This window comes from Pampinifervens navoyensis (assembly GCF_046159715.1).
In the GTDB taxonomy this organism is placed as follows: Bacteria; Aquificota; Aquificia; order Aquificales; family Aquificaceae; genus Pampinifervens.
In genome coordinates this window covers 1-21807 of the sequence record NZ_JBJXCT010000015.1, presented here as the reverse complement: position 1 = coordinate 21807, position 21807 = coordinate 1, and the positions used below count along the sequence as shown (strand labels likewise).

The window sequence follows — 21807 nt, the reverse complement described above, 5'->3', positions numbered from 1 at the left end:
TAATCCTCCCTATGGGTTTTCCATGGGGAGCTTTTTTTTACCATAATTTCTTATAACTTGCAACTCGGGTTATTATACCTATAAGCTCTGGCTCTGTTGTGTATTCAACCTTCTTCTGGCCAAGTGATGGTGGGCTGTATCTGTGTCTTGAGTTAAGGGCATCCCTTATCAGATTCTTTAATTTCCCCTCCCTAAGTATTTTGACCTCCGTCTTCTTTGGATGGATGTTTACATCCAGAAGGTATGGAGGAACATGTATGTAGCACAGAAGAAGTCCGGTCCTGCCTGTGGCCTTTCTTACATATTCTGAAAGGCTTTTATTCTGCACTGCTCTTCTGTTTACGAAGAGGAAAAAATCTCTGCCTTCCCTGTTTATTGAAAAGAGTAGGTCAATCCTCAGGAGGCCTTCCTCCCTCCTTATGTGTTCCAGTTTAGTCTCAAAGATTTCTTCCGCCCTCTCTCTTATATCCCCTGCAGGCCTGAGGTTGTATACATCTCTGCCCTCCGCTTGCAGGCGAAAGGCAGTGTTTGGATTTGCCAGTGCGAGGGCTTTGAAAACTTTGTATACCTTTCTTCTTTCAAGGTCTTCCCTGCCAAGAAAGGCACCTCTTACGGGCATGTTATAGAAGAGGTCATAGACCTCCACCTGTGTTCCCACGGGCATACCCACCTGTCTTTGAGATACCAATCTTCCACCATCAAGCCTTATCTCACTGCCAAGTTCCTCCTGAAAGAACCTTGACCTGAGCACCATTCTGCTTACTAGGCTGATAGCGTGGAGAGCCTCACCCCTGAACCCGTAGGTGGTCAGACTCTGCAGGTCCTCAAGGCTTCTTATCTTACTCGTTGCTCCACTCATGAGGGCTTTCTGTATATCCTCTGAGGGAATACCCATACCGTTATCCCTTACTCCTATGAACCTCTTGCCTCCCTTGCTTATCTCCACATTAACGAAGGTGGCCCCTGCATCAAGGGAGTTTTCTACAAGCTCCTTGACACACTCGGCCGGTCCCTCTATAACCTCACCTGAGGATATACAGCTTTTTACTTCCTCAGAAAGAAGATTTATGCGCATAAGAATATAAGATATGCTTATCTAATCTCTAAATACCTCTAATTGCTTTTCAGTTGACATTTCCTTATCATATTTACAAGGAGGTGAAAAAATGGTAAAGTATTTTCTACTTCTCTTCGCCTTTGTGGTTTTTTCTTCTGCTCAGGAGGATGAGATACTGATAAAAACACCTCTTACAAAGCGTCTTGAAGAATTCAATGTAAGTATAGGCGTTGTGAGCATTGATGAGCTCAAAAAAACCTTCCCAAGGGCCTACAGTCTTTTAGAGAAACACAATGGCGTGCCTGCAAAGCATGACACCCACCACCTTGCTGTTGCCATCTGGAAAAAGCAGGGGGATAAGATAGTTTACCTTTCTGACTTTAAGGTTGAAGCGGAGGTAAGGTCGCCCATCCTCAGAGCCCAGAAAAGGGAGCTTCATAAGTATCCCCATACGCATGGTGATAACTTTGGCGGATGGTTTCAGATGGCAGAGAGGGGTCTCTACTCAATAAATGTTTACATCAAAGACAGCAAGGGCAAGACCTGGAAGGTAAATTACGACTATATGCTCCAGTGATTCTGCAAAGTTGAGCTTTCTCACATAAGTTCTCTGCCACAGGCCTATTTTTACCTGTCAGGAGGAAGCATATGCCCAACAGACTTGTAAATTCAAGAAGCCCTTATCTTCAGAAGGCTGCATATCAGCCAGTGGATTGGTATGAGTGGTCCGAAGAAGCCTTCCAGAGGGCAAGAGAAGAGGATAAGCCAGTTCTTCTTTCCATAGGTGGTGTCTGGTGTCACTGGTGCCATGTGATGGCTCACGAGAGCTTTGAAAACCCCGAGATTGCAAGGATAATAAACGAAAACTTTATTCCCATAAAGGTGGACAGGGATGAGCGTCCTGATGTGGACAGAAGGTATCAGGAGGTGGTGATAGCTCTGACAAACTCCGGCGGATGGCCTCTGACGGTCTTTCTGACCCCTGAAGGGAAGGCCTTTTTTGGAGGGACTTATTTCCCGCCTGATGACCGCTGGGGCAGACCGGGCTTTAAAAGCCTGCTTCTCAGGATAGCACAGCTCTGGAAGGAAGACAGACACAGGGTCCTCAAATCTGCAGAAAGCATATACGAAAGCCTCATGACATACAGCAGACAGAGCTTTAAGGACCCGGTAGACGGGGAGCTTTTGGACAGGGGTATCTCCATGCTTCTTTCCAGCATAGACTACCAGAGGGGTGGAATAGGTTCTGCTCCCAAGTTTCATCATGCAAAGGCCTTTGAACTCCTGATATACCGCAACTTTTTCAATCCCTCCCCCTTACTTGAGAAGGCAATTGTTCTTTCTCTTGATGCCATGGCAAAGGGTGGCATATACGACCACCTTCTTGGGGGGTTTTTCAGATATTCCACAGATGAAATGTGGCACATCCCCCATTTTGAGAAGATGCTATACGACAACGCAGAGCTTCTGAGCCTGTATTCAATGGCATACAGCCTCTTTGGTAGAGAGCTCTACAGAAAAACCGCAGAAGGTATTGTGAGCTACTACAGGCTCTACGGCTATGACCCGCAGGGAGGCTTTTACGCATCTCAGGATGCAGACATAGGCCTTCTTGACGAGGGTGGCTACTATACCTTTACCACAAGGGAAATTGAGGGGCTTCTGAGCCCTGAAGAATTAAAAGTCTTTAGCCTTTACTTCGGGCTTGCCAGCATGCCCCATGAGCCCGAAAAAAAGGTGCTATACATAAATCTGGAAGAAGAGGAGGTTTCAAAAGCTATTGGTCTGGAGGTGGAAGATGTAAGGAGACTTCTGGACTCTTCAAAGGCAAAGCTTCTTCAACACAGAGAAAGCAGGGAGATGCCTTACATAGACAGAACCATATACACAAACTGGAACGCTCTTATGATATCTGCCCTCTGCGATTACTGGAAGGTTTTTTCAGACCAGTGGGCTCTTGCCTCCGCTGAGAAAACTGCAGAAAGGCTTATTACTCAACATTATAGGGATGGAAGACTGCTACACACGGAAGGAGTAGAGGGCTTTTCCGAGGATTATATCTTCTTTTCCAGAGCCCTTCTTTCTCTCTTTGAAATTACCCAGAAAAGGCCCTATCTTGAGCTTTCTAAAGAGCTAATCAGGAAGTCCATAGAGCTCTTCTGGGACGATGATGGGTGGGGCTTTTATGATACTGTAGGGACTGGTGATGGACTTCTGGGCGTGAGGCTCAAAAACCTTCAGGATACTCCCACTCAGTCTGTAAACGGTTCTGCAGCCTCCACTCTGCTTCTGCTGGGGACCCTCACGGGGGATGGTATTTTTATTGACTATGCGGAAAAAACTCTGCAGGCTTTTTCAAGGTTCGTCAGGGAAGTTCCTATGGTATCTCACTCTTACTTTATAAGCCTTTACGCCTACCTGAAGGGCATATACAAGGTGGAAACCAGAGACTTTTTTGAGGAAGCCCTCAGACTATTCAGACCCTTTAAGTTTGTCCTCAGGTCTGAGCTTGATGGAGTTCTGGTCTGCGAAGGGCAGACCTGCCAGAAGTTTGAAACTCTTAATGAAATCTTAACACAGAGGCAATAATATTTATTCCTGAAGGAGGTGGAAGAGATGCTTATAAGCTACGAAACTAGCAAGAGCCTTGATGAAGTCAGGCAAGCCCTTGAAGAAAAGGCAAAGGAAAAGGGCTTTGGAGTCATGGCAGTTCACGAGGTTTCAAAGGTGCTGGAGAGCAAAGGCGTTCCCATAAACTATAGATGCGTCATAGTTGAGGTCTGCTCTCCAAAGCACGCAAGCCAGGTGCTCTCCGCAGACCCTTACATATCTACAGCCATGCCCTGCAGGATAGCCATCTTTGAGGAAAATGGCAAAACTGTGCTCAGCACCATAGCTCCAACGGAGATGCTCTCCATGTTTGAAAGGCCAGAGCTGGAGGATGTGGCGAAAGAGGTGGAGGAGCTTATGGAAGAGATAATGGAGGAGAGCCTATGAAGGTCCTGAGCGTAAAGGACAGAAAGGTTGCAAAGAAGCTCACAGAGAGGCTTCTTAAAAAGGGGCTTGTGGTGGCACAGGCAGAGGGTGAAGAAGACCTGAAAAAGGATTTCCCAAAGAAGGCAGACGTGGTTATAGTGCTTTCAGAGGGTGTAACCAAAGCTCTTGACTAACTCTGGCCTCTTCTTCCAGTCGGGTTTTACCCTTACAAAAAGCTCAAGATAGACCTTTCTTCCCGTTATTAGCTCAAGCTCCTCCCTTGCCATTTTTCCTATGGATTTAAGCCTCTGCCCGCCCTTACCTATCACTATGGGCTTGTAGTTTTCCCTGTCCACTATTATGTCCGCCTTTACCACGAGGACGCTCGGGTCATGCCTTCCTTCAGAAACTTCCGTAACCAGCACAGCCACCCCCTGGGGAATCTCCTGATGCACCTTCAGAAGCACCTTTTCCCTTATTATCTCTGCCGCCATCAGCCTGAAGGGGAGGTCTGTAACCATATCCTCTGGAAAGAGGGGCTCTCCTTCCGGCAGATACTTAATTATGGTCTTCAGGAGCTCCTCTGTGTTGTATCCTTTCAGGGCGCTTACCGGCACCACTTCTTTTATCTGTGGAAATTCTTTTGAGACTTCCTCTGCAAGAGGCAGGAGGTTTTCAACACCTCCAACCCTGTCCACCTTGTTTATTACCAGAAAAATGGGCTTTTCCCCGGCGTAGGGCTTTATGTATCTTTCAAAGACCTGCCTGTCATCCTCTCTGAAGCCATCCTCCGCATCTATCATGAAAAGTATCACATCTGCATCCTGAAGGGATGCGCTTGCCATCTCTACCATAGCTTCACCAAGAGCATCTCTGGGTCTGTATATTCCTGGAGTGTCAAGGAAAACAACCTGAGCCTCGCCCGGTATATTTTTCACACCCAGAACCCTTATACGCGTGGTGCCGGGCTTTGGTGATATTATGGAAACCTTTGTGCCCAGTATCTGATTTAGCAAAGTTGATTTCCCCACATTTGGCTTGCCCACTATGGTCACAAAACCTGCCTTCATCGGAGCTATTATAACCCAGCCTCCGCCATGATAAGCATGACAAGGCCGAGCAAAACCACCGCATAGGAAACACCGTTGGAATACACGCGTGCAGGGATTTTCTCCGCAAGCATCCCACCAGCCAGCGTCCCTACGAGCAGACCTGCAAGCCCCATGGCTATAAAGCCCAGGTTAAGATTGACTACATCAAAGCCCTGATAAAAGCCAAGCCTCACAAGTATATTGGAGGTAAAATACAGGTTCAGCATCAGCCTTATTGAGTATGGGTCTGAAATATGTTGACTGAGAAAGACAAGAGGTGGTGGGCCTCCCATACCCACAAGCCCGGCAAAGAGACCACCTACAAAGCCCACTGGTACTCCTGCATGTCTACTGAGTCTTACCTTAAAAAAGCCCTTCTGAACCAGTAGATTGTATATTCCGAGGGTGAGTATGAAGGTGCCTATGATGATTTTAAGCGTTCTTGTGTCAGTTTTATCAAGAAGGTAAGCACCCAGAAATATGCCAGGCACTGAGCCAGCCACGAGAGAGAGAAGAAGGTAAGCATCTATCCTGCCCCTTCTGTTCTGATAAAGAAGGCTTAAAGTTCCAAAAAGGTTGAATATGGCGGAAGAAACCACTACCATCTTGGGGTCATAAAGAAGTGAAAGGATGCCTATTATAAATATCCCTGCCCCAAAACCAGTAATGGACTGAAAAAACCAGGCAAAAGAGACAACGAGAAAAGGAATCATCTACCAAAAAGGGCTTTCAGGCGGTTTATTATTCCTCCAAACCTCCTTCTGAACTCCATGCTAAGGCCTTCTATCCATTCTCCTATCCTGCCGGTTGTCTTTGAAAGAAGAGACTTGTCCCTTATCTGGTCCGTGTAGAGAAACTCCTTGAGAACTTCATTTGTCTCTTCAAGACCCCTTATGAGGCGCCTCAGCTCCTCCTTATTTTCGAGGTTTGCCCTGTTTATTACCTCCTCAAGGCTCTTGAGTATCCCCTCAAGTGCACTGTCAAAGCTGGCATTCCTTGCCTGTATGTCTGTAGGAAACTGATTTACAAGCTCCACCAGCTTTGACTTGAGCATAAAACGGTATTCAGAAAGCTGAGTGGGAAAGGGCTCCCTGGATTGTAGGTCCTTGAAAAAGTCCTCCACTATAAGGATAACCCTTTCCTCTATGCTGTATATCCTTTCCATCAATCTGTCTCCGTATGGTGTTCCTCGCCGGTGGGCACTTTTCTGCCCTCTTCAAGCTCGTAGAACCTGCCCTCAAGCTTTTGGAGAATCTTGGGGAGGGTGGTGTATTCCATTTCCTCGGAGGGGAGCCTGTGAGGTTCAAAGATACCCTGACGCCTGAGTATGTCCGCAATGACCTGTGCCTGTTCTCTTGCCTTGTCAAAGGCAGGGTCGTCAAAGAGGTCTCTGGGACCTATGAGCTTTCCACCTGCAATCTGATAGCCTGCTGCGATAACTCTTGGTGGTCCATCAAACCTTGAGGGTGTGGCGTGTCTGAAAGAGACGGGCATTAGGGGTCCGTTGTGGGAGCCTCTCATCCATCCCTCCACTATCCAGGGTCTTGCAAAGGGTTCAAGTATTTCACCCACTGCAGGAAAGCCAGACTGTGACCTCACTATCATAACAGGGTCATCCTTGCCCACATACTTGCCTGCTATGAGAGACAGCCTCTGGGTAGAAGCAACAGCTGCGATTTCACCGTCGGAGTTTCTCCAGACGCTTCTAACTGCATACCTTTCTACAGTTCCCACAAGGGCAAGCAGGTCATAGAGCTCTGCAGGCGTTGAGAGCTTTACCGCCTTCCCCGTAAAGGTATCAAGCACCTCAAAGGTAAAGCCGTCGTGCATCTTTGGGTCTATAACAAGACCTGCGCAGACCATGGGGTCTGCAAACATTTCATAGAGGGGTAGACTCCAGGCGCTGGGTGCTGTCTTGTCCGCGAAGAATACAATTACCGGCTCTGAAGGCCTTTCTTCAAATTCCATCTCGGCCACACCCGGACCCATACCCTTTACATTTCCTGAGAAGGTGTCAGAAAGAAGGTCCTGTCCTGCACCATAAAGCTTGAGCCTTTTTGCTACCTGTGTTCCCTCTTCAAAAGCCCTCCATGCTATACCGTGCACCAGCTCACTGTCCACACCGTGCTGATGGGTCATTACCAGGGCTATATCATCACCACATACAAGAATCTTGCAGTCAATAAGATTGCCCTTTTCAACCTCTTTGAGCCCAATCTCTTCCACCTTCGCCACCACCTCAGGATGGGCAGAAGAGTGCCCCACGTAACCCCCTATGTCCGCCTTAATCACGCTCAGCGTAATCTTCATGACTACCTCCTTTCTCTTCTTGCTTCTTATATTATATCATCCTATGAAGCTCTTCATAGTGGAGAGCCCCACAAAGGCAAAAACTATAGCAAGGTATCTGGGAAAGGGCTGGATAGTCAGAGCAACCCTTGGTCATATAAGGGACCTGCCGGCGGACAGGCTCGGTGTTGATGAAGAAACCCTCAGGCCCACCTTTGTGTGGGTAAGGGGAAAAAAGAGCCTTATGGAAAAATTAAAGAAGATAGCCCGGAAGGCTGAGGCCATATACATAGGCACAGACCCCGACAGAGAAGGTGAGGCAATAGCCTACTTTGCTCACAGGGAGCTTGAAAGCCTGAAAAAACCCATAGGCAGGGTGGTTTTTTATGAGATTACGCCGCAGAGTATCAGGTCTGCTCTGGAAAAACCTGCCTCCATAAATCAAAACCTCGTGAGCGCACAGCTTGCAAGAAGGATTCTTGACAGGCTAATAGGCTACAGACTATCTCCTTACCTGTGGAAGGCTCTCAGAAAAAATACTCTCTCCCTTGGCAGGGTTCAGTCGCCAGCACTCAGGCTCCTTGTGGAAAGAGAGCTGGAAATAATCTCCTTCAGAAAAAAAGAATACTACTACATAAGGGCAACCTTTGAAAAGGATGGGGTGGAGTTTTCAGCCTTCTGGGAATACAGATTTGATAAGCCTGAGAATGCAAAGCCATACCTTGAAAAGCTCAAGTCTGCCCTTTTTGAGGTTCTTGATTATGAAGAAGAAGAGGAGAAAAAGGAACCTCCAAAGCCCTTTATAACCTCAAGCCTTCAGGCAGTAGCCAGTCAAAGGCTTAAGCTGAGCGTGGAACAGGTGCAGAAAATGGCTCAGAGGCTGTATGAAGAGGGCTATATAACCTACCCCAGGACTGACAGCTACAGGATGAACGCAGAGAAAGCTCAGGAGTTTATGAAATATATAGAGAAGACCTACGGCAGAGAGTATGTGGGCAGGCTCAGAAACTTTAGAGAAAGGCCCACTTCACAGGGTGCTCATGAATGCGTAAGACCAACGGGGCTAAGGGTGCCAGCGCTCAGGGGGAAGGAGCTTGACCTGTATATGCTGATACTAAACAGAACCCTTGCAAGCCTTGCAAGTCCGGCGGTAGTTCTCAGAAAAAGAGCTATTCTGGTGCCCATATATGAAAAGAAAAGGGGAGAGGAGCTCAGGTTTACGGCGAAGGGGTCAGAACTGCTCTTTGAGGGCTATCTTCGTATCTATCCCGAGGAGCTTGAGCTGTCCACTTTACCATATCTCTCAAGGGGTGAGTTTCTTAAACCCAAGAAAATAACCCTTGAAAAAAGACAAACACAGCCACCGCAAAGATATACGGAAGGGGCTCTCGTTAAGAAACTTGAGGAGCTTGGAATAGGAAGACCATCCACCTACGCCAGCGTAGTAAAAACCTTAAAAGAAAGGGGTTATGTGATGGAGGAGAAGGGGTATTTAAAACCAACTGACATAGCCTTTGAGGTTCTTGACTTTTTGCAGGAAAACTTTCCAAGGGTGGTGGATTACAGCTTTACCAATCATATGGAGGAAGGGCTGGACAGGGTGGAGGAGGGGCAAAAGGATTGGCGTGAGCTTGTAAGGGAATTCTTCTCACAGGTGCATTCAGGGTTATAATTAAAATGCATGGCTGCCCTGCCCTGTGAAGTTTAAAGGTTAATTGAAGAGGAAGTTGGAAAAGAAAAGGTGGAAATAGTGGGTAAAATAAAGGAAGAGTTAACAAAGGAACTGGTAACCAGAGCGGATATTGCCGAAGTCAGGCTCACCAGAGAAATAGAAGTTATGAAGCTGTTCAGGTAGGATGGATATTCTTCTTGACAGGTTTAAAGGTGTAATACTCGGTGGTGCTCTTGGCGATGCTATTGGAAAAGGTCTTGAGGATGTCCCTCTTGAGGATGCTCTGAGATATTATGGGGCAAAGGTAAGGGGCTTTGTGGAGCCTCACCCTCACAGTCCAGCCCTTGGTCTTGAACCTGAGAAAACCTCCGATGAGACTACTATCAGCATACTTCTTGCCCAGAGCATAGTGGAAAGAAGGGCTTTAGACCCATACCACTTTTTTGAAAAACTGAGGGAGTGGGCAGGTAGGGAAGAGGTCCACAGATACCCGGACCCGGCGCTTCTGACCGCCATTGACCTTATATCCTCTGGCACGGGGCTTGAGGATGCAGGTTTTTTCTCCTCATCGGTGGAGGGTGTTCTCAGATGCACCATTACCGGGCTATTTCATTATTACAGCCCGCACCTTGCAGCGGAAGCGGGGAGGCTTGTGAGCCTAATAACCCACAGGAGCAGGGAGATATACGATGCAAGTGCAATTGTATCAGCCCTTATAAGCTATTTGCTTCTTGAGAGTTTTGACCTTAAGGACCCGGTGCAGAGACTTGCCCTTCTTGAGAACCTGAAGGGCTTTCTAAAGCACCATAAGAACAGGACATATCTTGAAAAGGTGAGGCTTCTCCTTGAAAGGGGGGCGGACACAGAAGAAGCGATAGAACATATAGGAAATTCCACCTTTGTGTTTGAGGCTCTGCCTCTTGCCATCTTTATCTTTCTTCATCATACAGAGGAACCCTTAGAGGCACTCTGGGATGCGGTCAATGCCTGCGGTCCGGTTGGTGGAGATACAGATGCCATAGGATACCTTGTGGGTTCCTTTGTGGGAGCATACCGTGGATTGTGGGTATTTCCAGCAGAACTCCTTGAAAATCTGGAGAACTACGAGTATTATATTCTTCTGGCAGAAAAACTTTATCATACTGCGATGGAATTTCTGGAAAGGAGGAGCTAAGAGATGGCTTACAAGCTTCAGGAAGCCTTTTTAAACACCGCAAGGAAAAGAAGGGTAAAGGTTACCATCTATCTCATTAACGGCGTGAGGCTTCAGGGAAGGATAAGGTCCTTTGACCTCTACACTATTCTAATGGAAGATGGACGTCAGCAGACGCTGGTTTACAAGCATGCCATAACTACCATAATACCCGCAGAGAGGATGGAGCTGGAATTTGAAGAGGAAGGAGTGCCGGGGGCAGTATAGCCCCCTTTCTTAAAACATTCCCGGCGGTTTACCCCTAGACACAACGAGCCTTTCCACCGGCTGACCACCTTTGAGATGGCTCTGGACAATCTCATCCACATCTGAAGGCTTTACGTTTCCATACCATACGGCATCAGGATATACAACTATGGTGGGACCAAGTCCACAGGGTCCGAGACAGCCTGTTGGGGTCACCGCAGTGCTCATAAAGAGCTCTGGGTCCATCTGGAGCTTTTCCATGAGCTTCATGTATATGTCCCTTCCGCCCTTCTCCGCACAGGAACCCATGGGATGACCCGGTGGTCTCTGGTTTACGCAGACAAAAACATGCCTGAACTCCATTGGATACCTCCTTGAGAAATTTTTGAGAGAATTCTACCAGAAGAGGATGAGCTTTTGTATGAGGCTAATCACACTTTAAGGAGGGGAGGAAGAGCCTCCCCGAAAGGTTTTAGAACTTCCAGTTGAGACCTATGGAGATGGCGTTCTGAGCGTTCTGGGCTTCTACTAGAAAGGCTCCAGACGGGTCCGTTGCCTTAACCTTCTTGTTGAAGGCATGCTTGTAGGCAAGGTCTACTCCAAAGGTCTTTGTAAACTCATAGCCAAGACCAAGGGTTACATGCTGCTCCGTTATAGCTGGAAAGCCCACGAGATTGAACCAGGCTATATTAAAGTCGCTGAAGGGTGCAGCAAACTTGGGTATGCTATTGGCATTCATGGGATTCTTAGCACCGCCCCTTATGGGAGACTTTCCGTAGTTGTATCCAGCCCTGAGAGCAAGCTTTTCTGTGGGTTTGTATTCGCCACCAAAGGCTATCACCCACTGGTCTTTCCACTGGAACTCTTTATAGCCCTTTGCGTTCTTCCAGTTTATCCATCTTATATCCATGCCAACTTTGAAGTTGTTCATGGGCTTTACACCCACACCAAAGGCAAGCTCCTGAGGCTGTGTGAGCTTTAGGTCTTCAAACCTGCCATCCCCATTGCTGTCAAAGACCCTCTTGTAGGTCATAGCCACAGGGCTCTGGTAGGTAATACCAGCATACACAAAGTCCCCCATGTTGTAAGCCGCACCTAGCTGAAAGCCTATTCCATAGGTCTGAGACTGACCACCTCCAGCATTCCAACAGTTGGTAGTCATTGGCTGACACATATTTGCCCCCATATCCAGTGAGCCATAGGCTATGTGTATGGCACCTGATATGGATATTGCATTATTTACCTTGTAAGCAAGAGCAGGGATTATCCTCATAAACTGCAGATTAGTGTGCATATTGGCAAGCAGAGGGTTCTTGTTCCTATAATCCACACCCATACCGGAAACGCCAAAGGCACCTATACCGAAAGTGAGCTTATCGTTTATCTGGTGAACTATACCCACTTCGGGAACTAAGAAGGTCTTAGCCTGGCTCGTTTCCTCCGCAGAGGAAGGTGCTGGACCCATGGGTGTTACGTTACTTTTACCTTTCACGTGAGGCATAAAGAGTATTCCACCAAAGCTCAGGTTAAAGCCTTTGTACTGGCTCATCCATGCGGGGTTTCTAAAGATGCTGTCGGTGGGTCCTACGGGCATACCTACACCTATGCCACCCATACCTCTTGAGGCTGGAGACACGCCTATCAGGTTGTCTCCGTTGGTGGCAAAGGAAAGTCCTGCAATGCTAAGTATGGCTGTAAGAGCGATGAGCTTTTTCATAGCTTTTACCTCCCTTCAAAGGTTTTCTTTTACATTTTATCTCTTATAAAGGCAACTCTGCAATTCAAAGGGATTATAGGGTTTTAAGTCTGTGTTATATTAGAATTTCAGCATATTACTATAGACTTTCAATCAAGACAGCTCTTTCCTGCAGACACTCTATAATTTCTTTGTAATCTCTTTTATCTACAAAGTATACCCTTCCACCCATGGAAACGCCTTCTTCTTTCATTGGTTTTATCCGCACATAGCCTATGTTCTTACCTGCCACATAGCCAGTTGTGTAATCAGGGTCGTCGCTCCAGCATAGCTCTGCCATTACTCCACAGTAAACATTCTTTGTGGCAAGGGCAAGGGCATCAAGGAGTCTCTCGAGATATTTTCTTCTTAGCCCTCTTTTTATCAGTAGTCTCTTAACAGCCCCCCTGTCCTTCCAGTCCACCCTCACAGTTCTTATACCCCTCTCCATATCGGGCTCAAGTCTTTCGCCGGTTTCTATATCCATGAGCACCGCGCCCCTCATGTTTCCACCCCTTGGATTCGGACCAGCCTTCAGGAGCTCAAGCCCCCTCAGGGCTATGCCCTCTGGCACCCCTTCCCTCTGGAGCGTCTTTACCGCAAAGCTGTGAGCCTCCTCCACGCTCCTGAAGTCGTAGCTGTATATGGGCAGAGCCTTCTGTATGGTATGGACATCTCTGACTTTCTCCACGGTCAGAACCAGCTTTTCGTAGGCTTTTGGTCTTCTAAGGAGTTCTCTTACGGTCTTTTCCAGCATATCCGCAGGCACGAGCCTTTCCGCTCCCGACACATGCTCCCCCTTTAGCTCTGCCCTCATACGCACGCTAAGCATGGCTCTTCCAGAATCGGAAGCCTCTCTTGATAAGGCTCAGAATGTTTCTTGACGAAAGCAGAAGCTCTGGCTTCAGGCTCACGGCTTCTGATACGAGTTTCCACCCCTCTATTAGCTTTCCAAACCTCATACACGTATCGCCTACATGGAAAAGGAAATACGGCAGGTAAGTCTCTGGAACTTTATCCCTGTATGCCCGGTAAACTGCCATTGTTCCCCTGTAGAGCCTTATGCTCTTGCTGCTTCTTCCGCCGTGTTCTCTTATCATCACCATGCTCTGGTCCACTATCCTTATTCTTAGACCTTCAAGAAACGCCCTTATGAAAACTTCCCAGTCTTCCCTGAGCATGAACTCGTCCCTGTATTCCGGGAAGCTGTTTCTTCTGAAGGCTGTCGCAGAAGGATAGCCCACCATACCTGAAAATATAAGGATGCCTGAATCTTGAGGAAGCCTCTTTCTGGATGTTTTAATCACATTGCCCTCTGAGTCAATTAGCTTTCTCGGAAAACAGTATACTATGTCTGCATTTCCCCAGTTTTGAAGAACCGTTTTTATATACCCTTTTTCCCACAGGTCGTCATGGTCAAGGAAAAATATGTAATCTCCCCTTGCCAGCTTCGCGCCAAGGTTTCTTGAATAGCATCTTTCCATATTTCTCTCGTTGCGATAGTAGCTTACCCATCTTGAAAACCCAGATTTTACTATCTGTGGGGTTCTGTCTGTTGAAGCGTCGTCGATGACCAGTATTTCGTCAACCCTGTATTCTTGCTCAAGCACGCACTGTATGGCGTGAGCTATATACCTTTCTCCGTTGTAAACCGGTAGAATTACGCTCACCATAGGTTGGGTTTTCTGTCTTTTAGTTCCAGCTCATACAGAAACTTGTATTTTAAAAAGGTATAGAAGAGGGCAGAAAAAGCCACAAGAAAGCCACGCAAGCCATCCAGAAAGCCCATCTGCACAAAGTATACCTTTACAAAGTGCCACAGGGGATTTAAAATGAGGTTGTATAGCCTGAACCTTTTACCTTTTTCCTTCATAAGCTCAGCCATTTTTCTGGCATACCTTACAGTCTTCACATACTGGTCCTCAAGGTCTTCATAGGAGTAATGGTACAGGTCTCCCCTCAGCTTTCCGACGCTTCCCGTGTATATGGGCGTTTCATGAAGCACGCCCTCAAAGCGAACTTTCCTTTTCCTGAAGAGCCTGACCCTCCATTCTGGATACCATGCGTGGTTCAAAAAACCCCCAAGGTAGTAGGTTTTTCTGGAAAGCATGTATACCTCATGGGCTGGGTTTTTTAACTCCTTTCTTATGCTTTCCCTGAGCTCCTGAGAAACTTCCTCATCTGCATCAATTACCAGCACCCAGTCTCCTGAGCAGAGCTCAATACCGTAGTTGAGCTGACTGGCGTAGCCCTCCCATTCTCTGAAAAAAACCTTTGCCCCTAAACCTCTTGCTATCTCTACCGTTCTGTCCGTTGAACCAGAGTCAACAACAACCACCTCTTTAGCTAGCCCCTGCACGCTTTTTATTGCCCTCTCAATGTTTCTCTCCTCGTTCTTTGTGAGAATCAGGACAGACAACATTTTAGGCTTATAATTATAAACTATGGGAAAATTGAGGGTTCAGGATGTGGCAAAGGAGCTTGGTGTTCCGGTCAAAGAGGTAAGAGAAGTTCTAAAGGGTTGGGGAATAGATAAGGGGAATTTTGCCTACCTTGATGATGAGGAATTGCAGATAGTTTATGACCATTTTTCAGTTTCTAAGGAAAAGGTAGTGGAAAATGGAGGCATCACAACCGAAGTCAGGGAGGAAGCCATAAGGGTTTCTGAACCACCAAGGGAAGAAAAGCAGGCACCACAAAAAGAAAAAGAAGAGAAAAAATACAGGGACCAGAAGCAGAGAGATTACAGGCCTTATGAACAGAAGGCAAGGCAGCCAGCCAGGGAAGCACCCCTCGCAAAGAGAGAAAGAGTGGAGGAAAGAGAAAAACCACGCAGGGCTGAGGAAAGGAGACCTTTCCCCCCAAGGGTTCCGGCACCACCACCCATGCCCCCACCCCGTGAACAGAAGGTGGAAGAAAAAGCCCAGAAGCCACAACCCCAGCCTAAGGAAAGGCTCAGCAAGGGAGAGGAGCAGATATTGAAAAAACTCCAGCAGCAAATAAAAAAGGAAAAGAAGGAAGAAAAAGAAGAGGAAATCAAAATAGTTCAGATTCCTGAAGTGGTTACAGTAAGGGAACTTGCTGACCTTCTCAGAACCCCACCCAATCAGATAATGGCAGAGCTCCTCAAAAGGGGAATTCTCGCCACCATAAACCAGACAGTTCCCTCAGATGTTGCCCTCCAGGTGGCTGAGGCTCTTGGCTTTCTTGCGGAGATAAAGTCAGAGGAGGTAAAGGAAGAGGAGGTGGAAGTTCCAGAGGAAGGTGGAGAGCCAAGACCTCCTGTGGTGGTTGTTATGGGCCATGTGGACCATGGGAAAACAACCCTTCTTGACACCATAAGAAAGACCAGAGTGGCAGAAAAGGAGAAGGGTGGCATAACCCAGCACATAGGTGCTTCCGTGGTAGAGATGCCTGATGGCAGGAGGATAACCTTTCTGGACACACCGGGTCATGAAGCCTTTACCTCTCTCAGAGCAAGGGGTGCACAGGTTACAGACATTGCGGTCCTTGTGGTTGCCGCAGACGACGGCGTCATGCCACAGACGGTAGAGGCCATAAACCACGCAAAAGCTTTCAACGTTCCAATAATCGTGGCAGTTAACAAGATAGACAAGCCCGGTGCAGACCCACAGAGAGTACGGAGGGAGCTGTCCGAGCTTGGTCTCATACCTGAAGAATGGGGCGGTGATACAGTCTTTGTGGATGTGTCTGCAAAAACTGGTCAGAATGTGGACGCGCTTCTTGAATACATACTTCTGATGGCGGATATCCTTGAGCTGAAAGCAAATCCCAACAAACCGGCAAAGGGCACCATAATAGAATCCAAGCTTGATAAACAGAGGGGTGTGGTGGCCACTGTGCTGGTGCAGGAGGGAACGCTTAAGCTTGGTGATATATTTGTGGCGGGAACTACCTATGGACGTGTTAGAGCCATGTTTGACGACAGAGGGAGAAAACTCAAAGAAGCAGGCCCATCAGTAGCAGTTGAGGTGCTTGGCTTTGAAGAACTGCCCATGGCAGGCGACCAGCTGAAAGTGGTTGAGGACGAAAAAACTGCCAGGCAGATAGCGGAACAGAGAAAGCTCAAGAAGGAGCAGATGGAAAAGGTTTCAAAGGGTTTTGTGCTTGAGGAGGTGTTCAAAAAGATTCAGGAAGGGGAGCTCAAAGAGCTAAAGCTCATAGTCAAAGCTGATACCGTTGGTTCTCTGGAAGCTCTTAAAAAATCCTTCTCAGAGCTTTCCACACCAGATGTCTCTGTAAGAATAATACATGGAGACGTGGGCGGCATAACGGAGAACGATGTGATGCTTGCCAAGGCAAGCGGTGCTATCATAATCGGCTTCAACACAAGACCCGACCTGAAAGCTAAAGAGACGGCAGAGGCGGAAAAAGTGGACATAAGGCTGTATGGCATCATATACGAGGCCATAGAGGATGTGAAGAAGGCCCTTAAGGGCATGCTGAAGCCGGTGGAGAGGGAAGTGATTCATGGCTCTGCGGAGGTGAGAGCTACCTTCAAGATAAAGGGTGCAGGGACAGTTGCTGGTTGTTATGTGCTTGATGGCAAGATTCTCAGAAACGCAAGGGCAAGGCTCATAAGGAACGGCGTTGTTGTCTTCGATGGCAAGATAGAGGGGCTTAAGAGGTATAAAGAAGATGTTCAGGAAGTGGCAAAGGGTTTTGAGTGTGGAATAAAGCTTAAAGATTACAACGATGTAAAAGTTGGTGACATAATAGAATGCTACGAAGTGAAGTTAGAAAAGCCTCAGTAAGCATAAACGAGATATACCCCAGCATACAGGGAGAAGGGCTTCTCCTTGGAACACCCAGCCTTTTTATAAGGATTCAGGGATGCAATCTGAGGTGCCCCTGGTGTGACCAGCCCTCTGCCCTGGCTTTTAAGAAGGAGAGTTATGTGAGTCTTGAAGAACTTCTGCACACTGTTGAAACATACTCTCACAGGCATGTGGTCATAACAGGTGGAGAACCCTTTACTGAAGAAGCTCTTCCTCTGCTTATAAAAGAACTTTTAAAGAGGGGGAAATCTGTGCAAATAGAAACAAACGGCACGCTATGGCAGGATGGCCTTGAGGAGGTTGCCACAGAAATACACATAACGTGCTCACCCAAGGCGGTAGCAGGTTGGGACGTGCATCCAAAGATAAGGGAATATGCAAGAGAGCTCAAGTTTGTGGTGGACCAGGAGCTCAATTCTGGGGTCATTCTTCAGTTCAGAGAGTTTCTACAGAAGGGAGTGGTGGTGCTTCAACCAGAAGGAAACAAAGAAGCCTTTCTCCAGAAGGCTCTTGATATACAGCTAAGCCTGATGGGGATGGGTTATCAGGTCAGGGTTGTTCCACAGGTGCATAAGCTTCTCGGGCTGAAGTGACTTTCTGAGCCTCAGGGAAGAAGTATTCTGAAATTGCAAGGTACAGGGCTTTTGCAAAGCTTTCCTGAAAGTCCTGGTCTGACATCATAAGGGCCTCCTGCGGGTTTGTCATGAAGCCCACCTCTACAAGCACTGATGGTATGCCGGGAGTCTTGAGCACAGCAAAGCCAGCCCTCTGGATGCCTCTGAAGTGCACATCTCTGCCAAGCTCCCTTCTTACAACTTTAACAAGTCTCTGTCCAAAGACAACGCTCTCGTTCAGCGTCACGTCCATAGCAAGGTCTGCAAGCACAGTTCTGGCAGATGTGGGTATGTCGTCCCTTCCGAAGACGAGGCTTGCGTAGCTATGATTGTTGACTATCTGCTGACGCCTTTTCTGTGCAGCTTCTGAGGATATGGCAAAAATGGTCGTTCCTCTTGCTTCTGGCGATCTCTGGGGATGGGCATCTGCGTGTATGCTTACAAAGAGGTCTGCCCTGTTTCTCAGGGCTATGTTTGCCCTTTCCTGAAGTGGCACAAAGGTGTCATCTCTGCGCGTCATTATCACCCTGAACCTTCCATCCTTTTCAAGATAATTTGCAAGTCTTCTGGCTATGGCAAGCACCACATCCTTTTCCTTTATGTTCATGTATCCTATAGCTCCAGGGTCATGCCCTCCGTGTCCGGGGTCAACCACCACAACCCTTCTCTGGGTTATAACCTGACCCCTTTTCACCTCGTTAACCAACCTCTCTCTTGTTGGAGTTACATCCGCATTGCGCAGAATTCTTATAAAGGCAGGGTCTATTATCTCTATAAGTTCATCCTTTTGCTCCGTCTTTGCCAGCCCCTTCTCTTTGGTATTGCCTGCGTATATATCTATCACAATCCTGAAGGGTTCCTGAAGTGAGAAGGCTCTGATGTCTTCAAAGTTTCTCTCAAAGACTATTCTGGTGCCCCATGGATGTTTGCCAGTGCGCGCCTGCATGCTGGCAGGAAGATTAAGATTTACATTTTCCATAATGTCCACCACTACCCTTCTGGGGTTTTCAAGGGTGTAAACCTTATAGTCTGCCTTTCTGTCCAGCTGGAGGACTATACGTTCCTTTTCTGGATACTTTCCCACCCTGACCAGAGCTGTCTGAGAAAAACCAAGGCTCACAAACAGGCTAAAAATTACCAAAATCCTCAGGAACATGAACCTCCTCCTCCACCTCAGAATACCTGGTCGCCCATGCGGGCTTTGGAAACCTAACTATCATTGGATTGGGTATATCAGGCTGGTAGAGTATCATGGTGCCCTTTTTGAGCATTATTGCCCTCTGCCTGAAGTTTCCTGTGAGATACTCGTATTCCTTGCCAAGCACCTCACTGGAGTCCATCCTTCCCAGCACTTTCAGAGCAGAGTTTGCCACCACCCTTTTTTCCACCTCGCTTGCTGTCTGCTGGGCACCTATGAGTATCACACCAAGGCTCCTCCCTCTCTCTGCAATGTCCAGCACCACGTCCTTGATTGGACTCCAGCCCTCCTTGGGTGCATACTTGTTAAGTTCGTCAAGAACCACAAAAACTTTAGGGTAGGGTTTTCCTATATTTTCTTTCTCTCTGAAAACCTTTTTCAGTATTGAACCCACCACAAACATCTTACCTATACTATGAAGACCGCTTATATCCACAACTGATAGCCTGTTCTCTTCCCATCTGGGAGGACTTGAGGACTCCCTGATGAGCCTTCCCACATGCATGCACGCCCTGCTGAACCTTCTGAAAAAGGCGTAGGCTGTCTGGGTCTGGGCATCCCCAAACCAGCTTCTGTATAGCTCGGAGCTTTTGTTCTGCTCCTTGTCCCTTATGGCTTCTTCAAGGCGGTTTTCAAGGTCAGACAGACTTTCAATATCCCTTGAAAATTCATCCAGAAGCCTTCCGGGAGGGCTGTTCTGAGCTAGGGCGTAGAGCTTATTGGCTACTCTATCGATTACATAGTGTATGTTGGAAACCCCTTCCTCGCCCTCTGTAAACATGAACCTTATAAGACCTTCTTCTGCAAACTCCCTGATGCTCCAGTAGAAAGGGGAAACATTTCTGTCGAGCCTTTCACAATCTGGGGTGTGAGGGTCATGGTTAGAAGGTTGCACATAGAATTTCACATTTCTAAAGGGCTCAGCCCTGAGCCCCATAGCCTCGTAGACTCTCCTGCTCTCTTCGTCAAGGGTTTTGTTTTTCTTGTCAAGCCAGAGAAGGTCCTTTCCCTTAACGTTGAAGATTATCCCGTGAACCCTGTCCCTGTCCCCTGCCTTTTCAAGGATGGAATAGAGAAGAAAAAGGGCGTAGGAGGTCTTTGTGGCTATGCCGGACATGCCCGATATGCTCACATGGGCACCTTCCACACCGTTTATGAAGTTGTAGTTTACATAGACCACGTTTCCGTTTCTGTCCACTCCCGCGGGTATTTTTTCCTTCATCTGGTCGTAGTAGAGAGCCTTTTCAAATTCTTTTCCTCTTGCCCTGTAGACCGCGTCCCCTGGAGAAGGAGGTGCAAAGACCTCAGGTTCTATCCTGGTCATGTTTACCTTTGCCACATAGGCTACGTTTACCGGAATTACTCCCTTGCTCACAAGGTGGGCGTCATACACAAACTCTGCACCCTCAAGGAACTTGTGAACTTCGTTCACGATGCCGTAATACTTGACCCTCTGACTCCCCACAAGGCTTTCTACATACAGCACATCGTCCAGCTGAACCACCTGACCCTCTTCCACACCAATCCAGAACTCTAAGGGGCTTATGGGCTCTGTGCCAAGAACTATACCCACCCTCATGCATAAAAATATAACACTTTCAAAAGCGGGCGACGGGAATCGAACCCGCGACCTTCTGCTTGGGAAGCAGACGCTCCACCACTGAGCTACGCCCGCTATGGTATATATTATATCCCATGGAGTTTCCAAAGCTAAGACCACGAAGGCTGAGAAAGAACGAGAACATAAGAAGGCTCATAAGGGAAACAAGGCTGACGCTGGATGACCTGATATATCCCATTTTTGTCCGATACGGTCAGGGTATAGTGGAAGAAGTGCAGAGTATGCCCGGCGTATACAGGTATTCCCTTGACAGGGTGGTGGATGCGGTAAAGGAGGTCAGAGACCTTGGAATTCCCGCCATAATCCTCTTTGGCATTCCTGAGCACAAGGACGAGGTGGGCTCAGATACATGGAGCGATGAGGGAATAATCCAGAGGGCTCTCAGGCTCATAAAGAAGGAAGTGCCGGACATGTATGTGATTACCGATGTGTGCTTTTGTGAATACACCACCCACGGACACTGTGGGGTGCTACACGAAGGAGATGTGCACAACGACCTGACACTGGAAAACCTCAAAAAGCAGGCGGTTTCGCATGCTCAAAGCGGTGCGGACATGCTTGCACCATCGGGGATGATGGATGGTATGGTAAAGGCTATAAGGGAGGCTCTGGACTCTGCGGGCTTTGAGAGTGTTCCCATAATGGCATACTCCGCCAAGTTTGCCTCTGCCTTTTATGGACCTTTCAGGGAGGTTGCGGAGTCTGCACCTGCCTTTGGAGACCGCAGAAGCTACCAGATGGACCCGGGCAACGCCAGAGAAGCCCTCAAGGAGGTTCTGCTGGATGTGCAGGAGGGTGCAGACATTGTAATGGTAAAGCCCGCACTGGCATACCTTGACATCATAGCAAAGGTCAAAGAGCACACCCTTTTGCCCGTGTGTGCCTACAACGTGAGCGGTGAGTACGCCATGATAAAGGCGGGTGGAAGGCTGGGCTGTATAGATGAGAAGAGGGTCATGATAGAGACACTCCTGTCCATAAAGCGTGCAGGTGCAGACATGATAATTACCTACTTTGCAAAGGATATAGCCCAGCTCATAAACAGAGGGGAGCTCTGATGGGTCTGGCTGAGAAGTATCCCGTTCGCTATACAGTAGAAGACTGGAAAAGTTGGCAGGGAGACTGGGAACTGGTAGAAGGCATACCCTATGCAATGGCATCGCCAAGACCGATAAACCAGTATCTTTTACTTGCGATTGGGGAACTGCTTAGAAGAGCTCTCAGAGAGTGCCCAGAATGCATAGTTTACGCAGAGCTTGACTGGTATGTGTCCTATGAGACGGTTATAAGGCCTGACCTCATGGTGCTGTGCGGAGAGATTCCTGAAAGGGTAGAAAGACCTCCAGAAATGGTTGT

Annotated in this window: 23 protein-coding genes and 1 tRNA gene; 11 read left to right on the top strand and 13 right to left on the bottom strand. The window is 47.8% G+C overall.

The annotated features are described in order from the left end of the window. Nucleotides 1–37: 37 nt before the first annotated feature. Complete coding sequence (mutL, locus tag ACKRDP_RS09230) at nt 38–1075, bottom strand: DNA mismatch repair endonuclease MutL (RefSeq protein WP_409154470.1); 1038 nt, start codon at nt 1073–1075, stop codon at nt 38–40. 91 nt (nt 1076–1166) lie between these two features. On the opposite strand from mutL, the gene ACKRDP_RS09225 reads away from it, so the two are divergent. The 4 genes from ACKRDP_RS09225 to ACKRDP_RS09210 all read left to right on the top strand — a co-directional run bounded on the left by ACKRDP_RS09225 (nt 1167) and on the right by ACKRDP_RS09210 (nt 4227). Beyond that, nucleotides 1167–1634, top strand: a complete 468-nt coding sequence (locus tag ACKRDP_RS09225) for a hypothetical protein (protein ID WP_409154469.1) — start codon at nt 1167–1169, stop codon at nt 1632–1634. Between the two features lie 71 nt (nt 1635–1705). Next, complete coding sequence (locus ACKRDP_RS09220; protein ID WP_409154468.1) at nt 1706–3646, top strand: thioredoxin domain-containing protein; 1941 nt, start codon at nt 1706–1708, stop codon at nt 3644–3646. Between the two features lie 27 nt (nt 3647–3673). After that, nucleotides 3674–4054: a DUF302 domain-containing protein gene (locus ACKRDP_RS09215; RefSeq protein ID WP_409154467.1), complete on the top strand. Its 381-nt coding sequence runs from the start codon at nt 3674–3676 to the stop codon at nt 4052–4054. Next, nucleotides 4051–4227 (top strand): hypothetical protein, encoded by a 177-nt coding sequence (locus ACKRDP_RS09210; protein ID WP_409154466.1) that lies wholly within the window; start codon nt 4051–4053, stop codon nt 4225–4227. The genes ACKRDP_RS09215 and ACKRDP_RS09210 overlap by 4 nt, the downstream gene beginning before the upstream one ends. Here the strand turns inward: ACKRDP_RS09210 and era are convergent. The 4 genes from era to fbp are packed head-to-tail and all read right to left on the bottom strand — an operon-like array spanning nt 4198 to nt 7434. Then, entirely contained in the window at nt 4198–5103 is a 906-nt protein-coding gene (era, locus tag ACKRDP_RS09205) for a GTPase Era (protein ID WP_409154465.1), read from the bottom strand. The genes ACKRDP_RS09210 and era overlap by 30 nt on opposite strands. A gap of 8 nt (nt 5104–5111) precedes the next feature. Continuing rightward, nucleotides 5112–5837, bottom strand: a complete 726-nt coding sequence (locus ACKRDP_RS09200) for a sulfite exporter TauE/SafE family protein (protein ID WP_409154464.1) — start codon at nt 5835–5837, stop codon at nt 5112–5114. Next, complete coding sequence (locus tag ACKRDP_RS09195; RefSeq protein WP_409154463.1) at nt 5834–6289, bottom strand: hypothetical protein; 456 nt, start codon at nt 6287–6289, stop codon at nt 5834–5836. Before ACKRDP_RS09195 ends, ACKRDP_RS09200 begins: the two co-directional genes overlap by 4 nt. Continuing rightward, nucleotides 6289–7434 (bottom strand): fructose-1,6-bisphosphate aldolase/phosphatase, encoded by a 1146-nt coding sequence (fbp, locus tag ACKRDP_RS09190; RefSeq protein ID WP_409154462.1) that lies wholly within the window; start codon nt 7432–7434, stop codon nt 6289–6291. The genes ACKRDP_RS09195 and fbp overlap by 1 nt, the downstream gene beginning before the upstream one ends. A gap of 43 nt (nt 7435–7477) precedes the next feature. Here fbp and topA point away from each other — a divergent pair, with 43 nt between their 5' ends. The 3 genes from topA (at nt 7478) to hfq (ending at nt 10505) form a co-directional block, all read left to right on the top strand. Beyond that, the gene (gene topA / locus ACKRDP_RS09185) at nt 7478–9085 is read left to right on the top strand and encodes a type I DNA topoisomerase (protein WP_409154461.1); all 1608 of its coding nucleotides are present in this window, start codon (nt 7478–7480) and stop codon (nt 9083–9085) included. A gap of 184 nt (nt 9086–9269) precedes the next feature. Continuing rightward, a complete protein-coding gene (locus ACKRDP_RS09180) occupies nt 9270–10259 on the top strand; it encodes an ADP-ribosylglycohydrolase family protein (RefSeq protein WP_409154460.1) in 990 nt (329 codons plus the stop codon). Nucleotides 10260–10262: 3 nt separating this feature from the next. Further along, nucleotides 10263–10505: an RNA chaperone Hfq gene (gene hfq, locus ACKRDP_RS09175; protein ID WP_409154459.1), complete on the top strand. Its 243-nt coding sequence runs from the start codon at nt 10263–10265 to the stop codon at nt 10503–10505. A 9-nt stretch (nt 10506–10514) separates the two neighbouring features. Here the strand turns inward: hfq and ACKRDP_RS09170 are convergent, their stop codons facing one another. The 5 genes from ACKRDP_RS09170 to ACKRDP_RS09150 all read right to left on the bottom strand — a co-directional run bounded on the left by ACKRDP_RS09170 (nt 10515) and on the right by ACKRDP_RS09150 (nt 14641). Then, nucleotides 10515–10847: a (2Fe-2S) ferredoxin domain-containing protein gene (locus ACKRDP_RS09170; protein WP_409154458.1), complete on the bottom strand. Its 333-nt coding sequence runs from the start codon at nt 10845–10847 to the stop codon at nt 10515–10517. Between the two features lie 109 nt (nt 10848–10956). Further along, a complete protein-coding gene (locus ACKRDP_RS09165; RefSeq protein ID WP_409154457.1) occupies nt 10957–12201 on the bottom strand; it encodes an OmpP1/FadL family transporter in 1245 nt (414 codons plus the stop codon). Nucleotides 12202–12319: 118 nt separating this feature from the next. Continuing rightward, nucleotides 12320–13051 (bottom strand): 6-carboxyhexanoate--CoA ligase, encoded by a 732-nt coding sequence (locus tag ACKRDP_RS09160; protein WP_409154456.1) that lies wholly within the window; start codon nt 13049–13051, stop codon nt 12320–12322. Next, a complete protein-coding gene (locus ACKRDP_RS09155; RefSeq protein ID WP_409154455.1) occupies nt 13044–13892 on the bottom strand; it encodes a glycosyltransferase family 2 protein in 849 nt (282 codons plus the stop codon). The genes ACKRDP_RS09160 and ACKRDP_RS09155 overlap by 8 nt, the downstream gene beginning before the upstream one ends. Next, the gene (locus ACKRDP_RS09150; RefSeq protein ID WP_409154454.1) at nt 13886–14641 is read right to left on the bottom strand and encodes a glycosyltransferase family 2 protein; all 756 of its coding nucleotides are present in this window, start codon (nt 14639–14641) and stop codon (nt 13886–13888) included. The genes ACKRDP_RS09155 and ACKRDP_RS09150 overlap by 7 nt, the downstream gene beginning before the upstream one ends. 22 nt (nt 14642–14663) lie before the next feature. Between ACKRDP_RS09150 and infB the strand changes: the two genes are divergently transcribed. Then, complete coding sequence (gene infB / locus ACKRDP_RS09145) at nt 14664–16994, top strand: translation initiation factor IF-2 (RefSeq protein WP_409154453.1); 2331 nt, start codon at nt 14664–14666, stop codon at nt 16992–16994. Next, nucleotides 16961–17611: a 7-carboxy-7-deazaguanine synthase QueE gene (locus ACKRDP_RS09140; RefSeq protein ID WP_409154452.1), complete on the top strand. Its 651-nt coding sequence runs from the start codon at nt 16961–16963 to the stop codon at nt 17609–17611. The genes infB and ACKRDP_RS09140 overlap by 34 nt, the downstream gene beginning before the upstream one ends. Here the strand turns inward: ACKRDP_RS09140 and ACKRDP_RS09135 are convergent. The 3 genes from ACKRDP_RS09135 to ACKRDP_RS09125 form a co-directional block, all read right to left on the bottom strand. Then, a complete protein-coding gene (locus ACKRDP_RS09135; RefSeq protein WP_409154451.1) occupies nt 17568–18788 on the bottom strand; it encodes an N-acetylmuramoyl-L-alanine amidase in 1221 nt (406 codons plus the stop codon). The genes ACKRDP_RS09140 and ACKRDP_RS09135 overlap by 44 nt on opposite strands. Continuing rightward, complete coding sequence (locus ACKRDP_RS09130) at nt 18760–20409, bottom strand: ATP-binding protein (RefSeq protein ID WP_409154450.1); 1650 nt, start codon at nt 20407–20409, stop codon at nt 18760–18762. Before ACKRDP_RS09130 ends, ACKRDP_RS09135 begins: the two co-directional genes overlap by 29 nt. Before the next feature lie 24 nt (nt 20410–20433). Then, nucleotides 20434–20505: transfer RNA gene (locus ACKRDP_RS09125), tRNA-Gly, on the bottom strand. Nucleotides 20506–20525: 20 nt separating this feature from the next. On the opposite strand from ACKRDP_RS09125, the gene hemB reads away from it, so the two are divergent. Beyond that, entirely contained in the window at nt 20526–21509 is a 984-nt protein-coding gene (gene hemB / locus ACKRDP_RS09120; RefSeq protein WP_409154449.1) for a porphobilinogen synthase, read from the top strand. After that, on the top strand, nt 21509–21807 hold a 299-nt coding region (locus tag ACKRDP_RS09115), incomplete at its 3' end, for a Uma2 family endonuclease (protein WP_409154448.1). The genes hemB and ACKRDP_RS09115, both read left to right, overlap by 1 nt.

Bases quoted from the DNA above. Each gene is read 5' to 3' on its own strand.
- mutL (WP_409154470.1), bottom strand. From the start codon at position 1,075: ATGCGCATAAATCTTCTTTCTGAGGAAGTAAAAAGCTGTATATCCTCA.
- ACKRDP_RS09225 (WP_409154469.1), top strand. From the start codon at position 1,167: ATGGTAAAGTATTTTCTACTTCTCTTCGCCTTTGTGGTTTTTTCTTCT.
- ACKRDP_RS09220 (WP_409154468.1), top strand. From the start codon at position 1,706: ATGCCCAACAGACTTGTAAATTCAAGAAGCCCTTATCTTCAGAAGGCT.
- ACKRDP_RS09215 (WP_409154467.1), top strand. From the start codon at position 3,674: ATGCTTATAAGCTACGAAACTAGCAAGAGCCTTGATGAAGTCAGGCAA.
- ACKRDP_RS09210 (WP_409154466.1), top strand. From the start codon at position 4,051: ATGAAGGTCCTGAGCGTAAAGGACAGAAAGGTTGCAAAGAAGCTCACA.
- era (WP_409154465.1), bottom strand. From the start codon at position 5,103: ATGAAGGCAGGTTTTGTGACCATAGTGGGCAAGCCAAATGTGGGGAAA.
- ACKRDP_RS09200 (WP_409154464.1), bottom strand. From the start codon at position 5,837: ATGATTCCTTTTCTCGTTGTCTCTTTTGCCTGGTTTTTTCAGTCCATT.
- ACKRDP_RS09195 (WP_409154463.1), bottom strand. From the start codon at position 6,289: ATGGAAAGGATATACAGCATAGAGGAAAGGGTTATCCTTATAGTGGAG.
- fbp (WP_409154462.1), bottom strand. From the start codon at position 7,434: ATGAAGATTACGCTGAGCGTGATTAAGGCGGACATAGGGGGTTACGTG.
- topA (WP_409154461.1), top strand. From the start codon at position 7,478: ATGAAGCTCTTCATAGTGGAGAGCCCCACAAAGGCAAAAACTATAGCA.
- ACKRDP_RS09180 (WP_409154460.1), top strand. From the start codon at position 9,270: ATGGATATTCTTCTTGACAGGTTTAAAGGTGTAATACTCGGTGGTGCT.
- hfq (WP_409154459.1), top strand. From the start codon at position 10,263: ATGGCTTACAAGCTTCAGGAAGCCTTTTTAAACACCGCAAGGAAAAGA.
- ACKRDP_RS09170 (WP_409154458.1), bottom strand. From the start codon at position 10,847: ATGGAGTTCAGGCATGTTTTTGTCTGCGTAAACCAGAGACCACCGGGT.
- ACKRDP_RS09165 (WP_409154457.1), bottom strand. From the start codon at position 12,201: ATGAAAAAGCTCATCGCTCTTACAGCCATACTTAGCATTGCAGGACTT.
- ACKRDP_RS09160 (WP_409154456.1), bottom strand. From the start codon at position 13,051: ATGCTTAGCGTGCGTATGAGGGCAGAGCTAAAGGGGGAGCATGTGTCG.
- ACKRDP_RS09155 (WP_409154455.1), bottom strand. From the start codon at position 13,892: ATGGTGAGCGTAATTCTACCGGTTTACAACGGAGAAAGGTATATAGCT.
- ACKRDP_RS09150 (WP_409154454.1), bottom strand. From the start codon at position 14,641: ATGTTGTCTGTCCTGATTCTCACAAAGAACGAGGAGAGAAACATTGAG.
- infB (WP_409154453.1), top strand. From the start codon at position 14,664: ATGGGAAAATTGAGGGTTCAGGATGTGGCAAAGGAGCTTGGTGTTCCG.
- ACKRDP_RS09140 (WP_409154452.1), top strand. From the start codon at position 16,961: ATGCTACGAAGTGAAGTTAGAAAAGCCTCAGTAAGCATAAACGAGATA.
- ACKRDP_RS09135 (WP_409154451.1), bottom strand. From the start codon at position 18,788: ATGTTCCTGAGGATTTTGGTAATTTTTAGCCTGTTTGTGAGCCTTGGT.
- ACKRDP_RS09130 (WP_409154450.1), bottom strand. From the start codon at position 20,409: ATGAGGGTGGGTATAGTTCTTGGCACAGAGCCCATAAGCCCCTTAGAG.
- hemB (WP_409154449.1), top strand. From the start codon at position 20,526: ATGGAGTTTCCAAAGCTAAGACCACGAAGGCTGAGAAAGAACGAGAAC.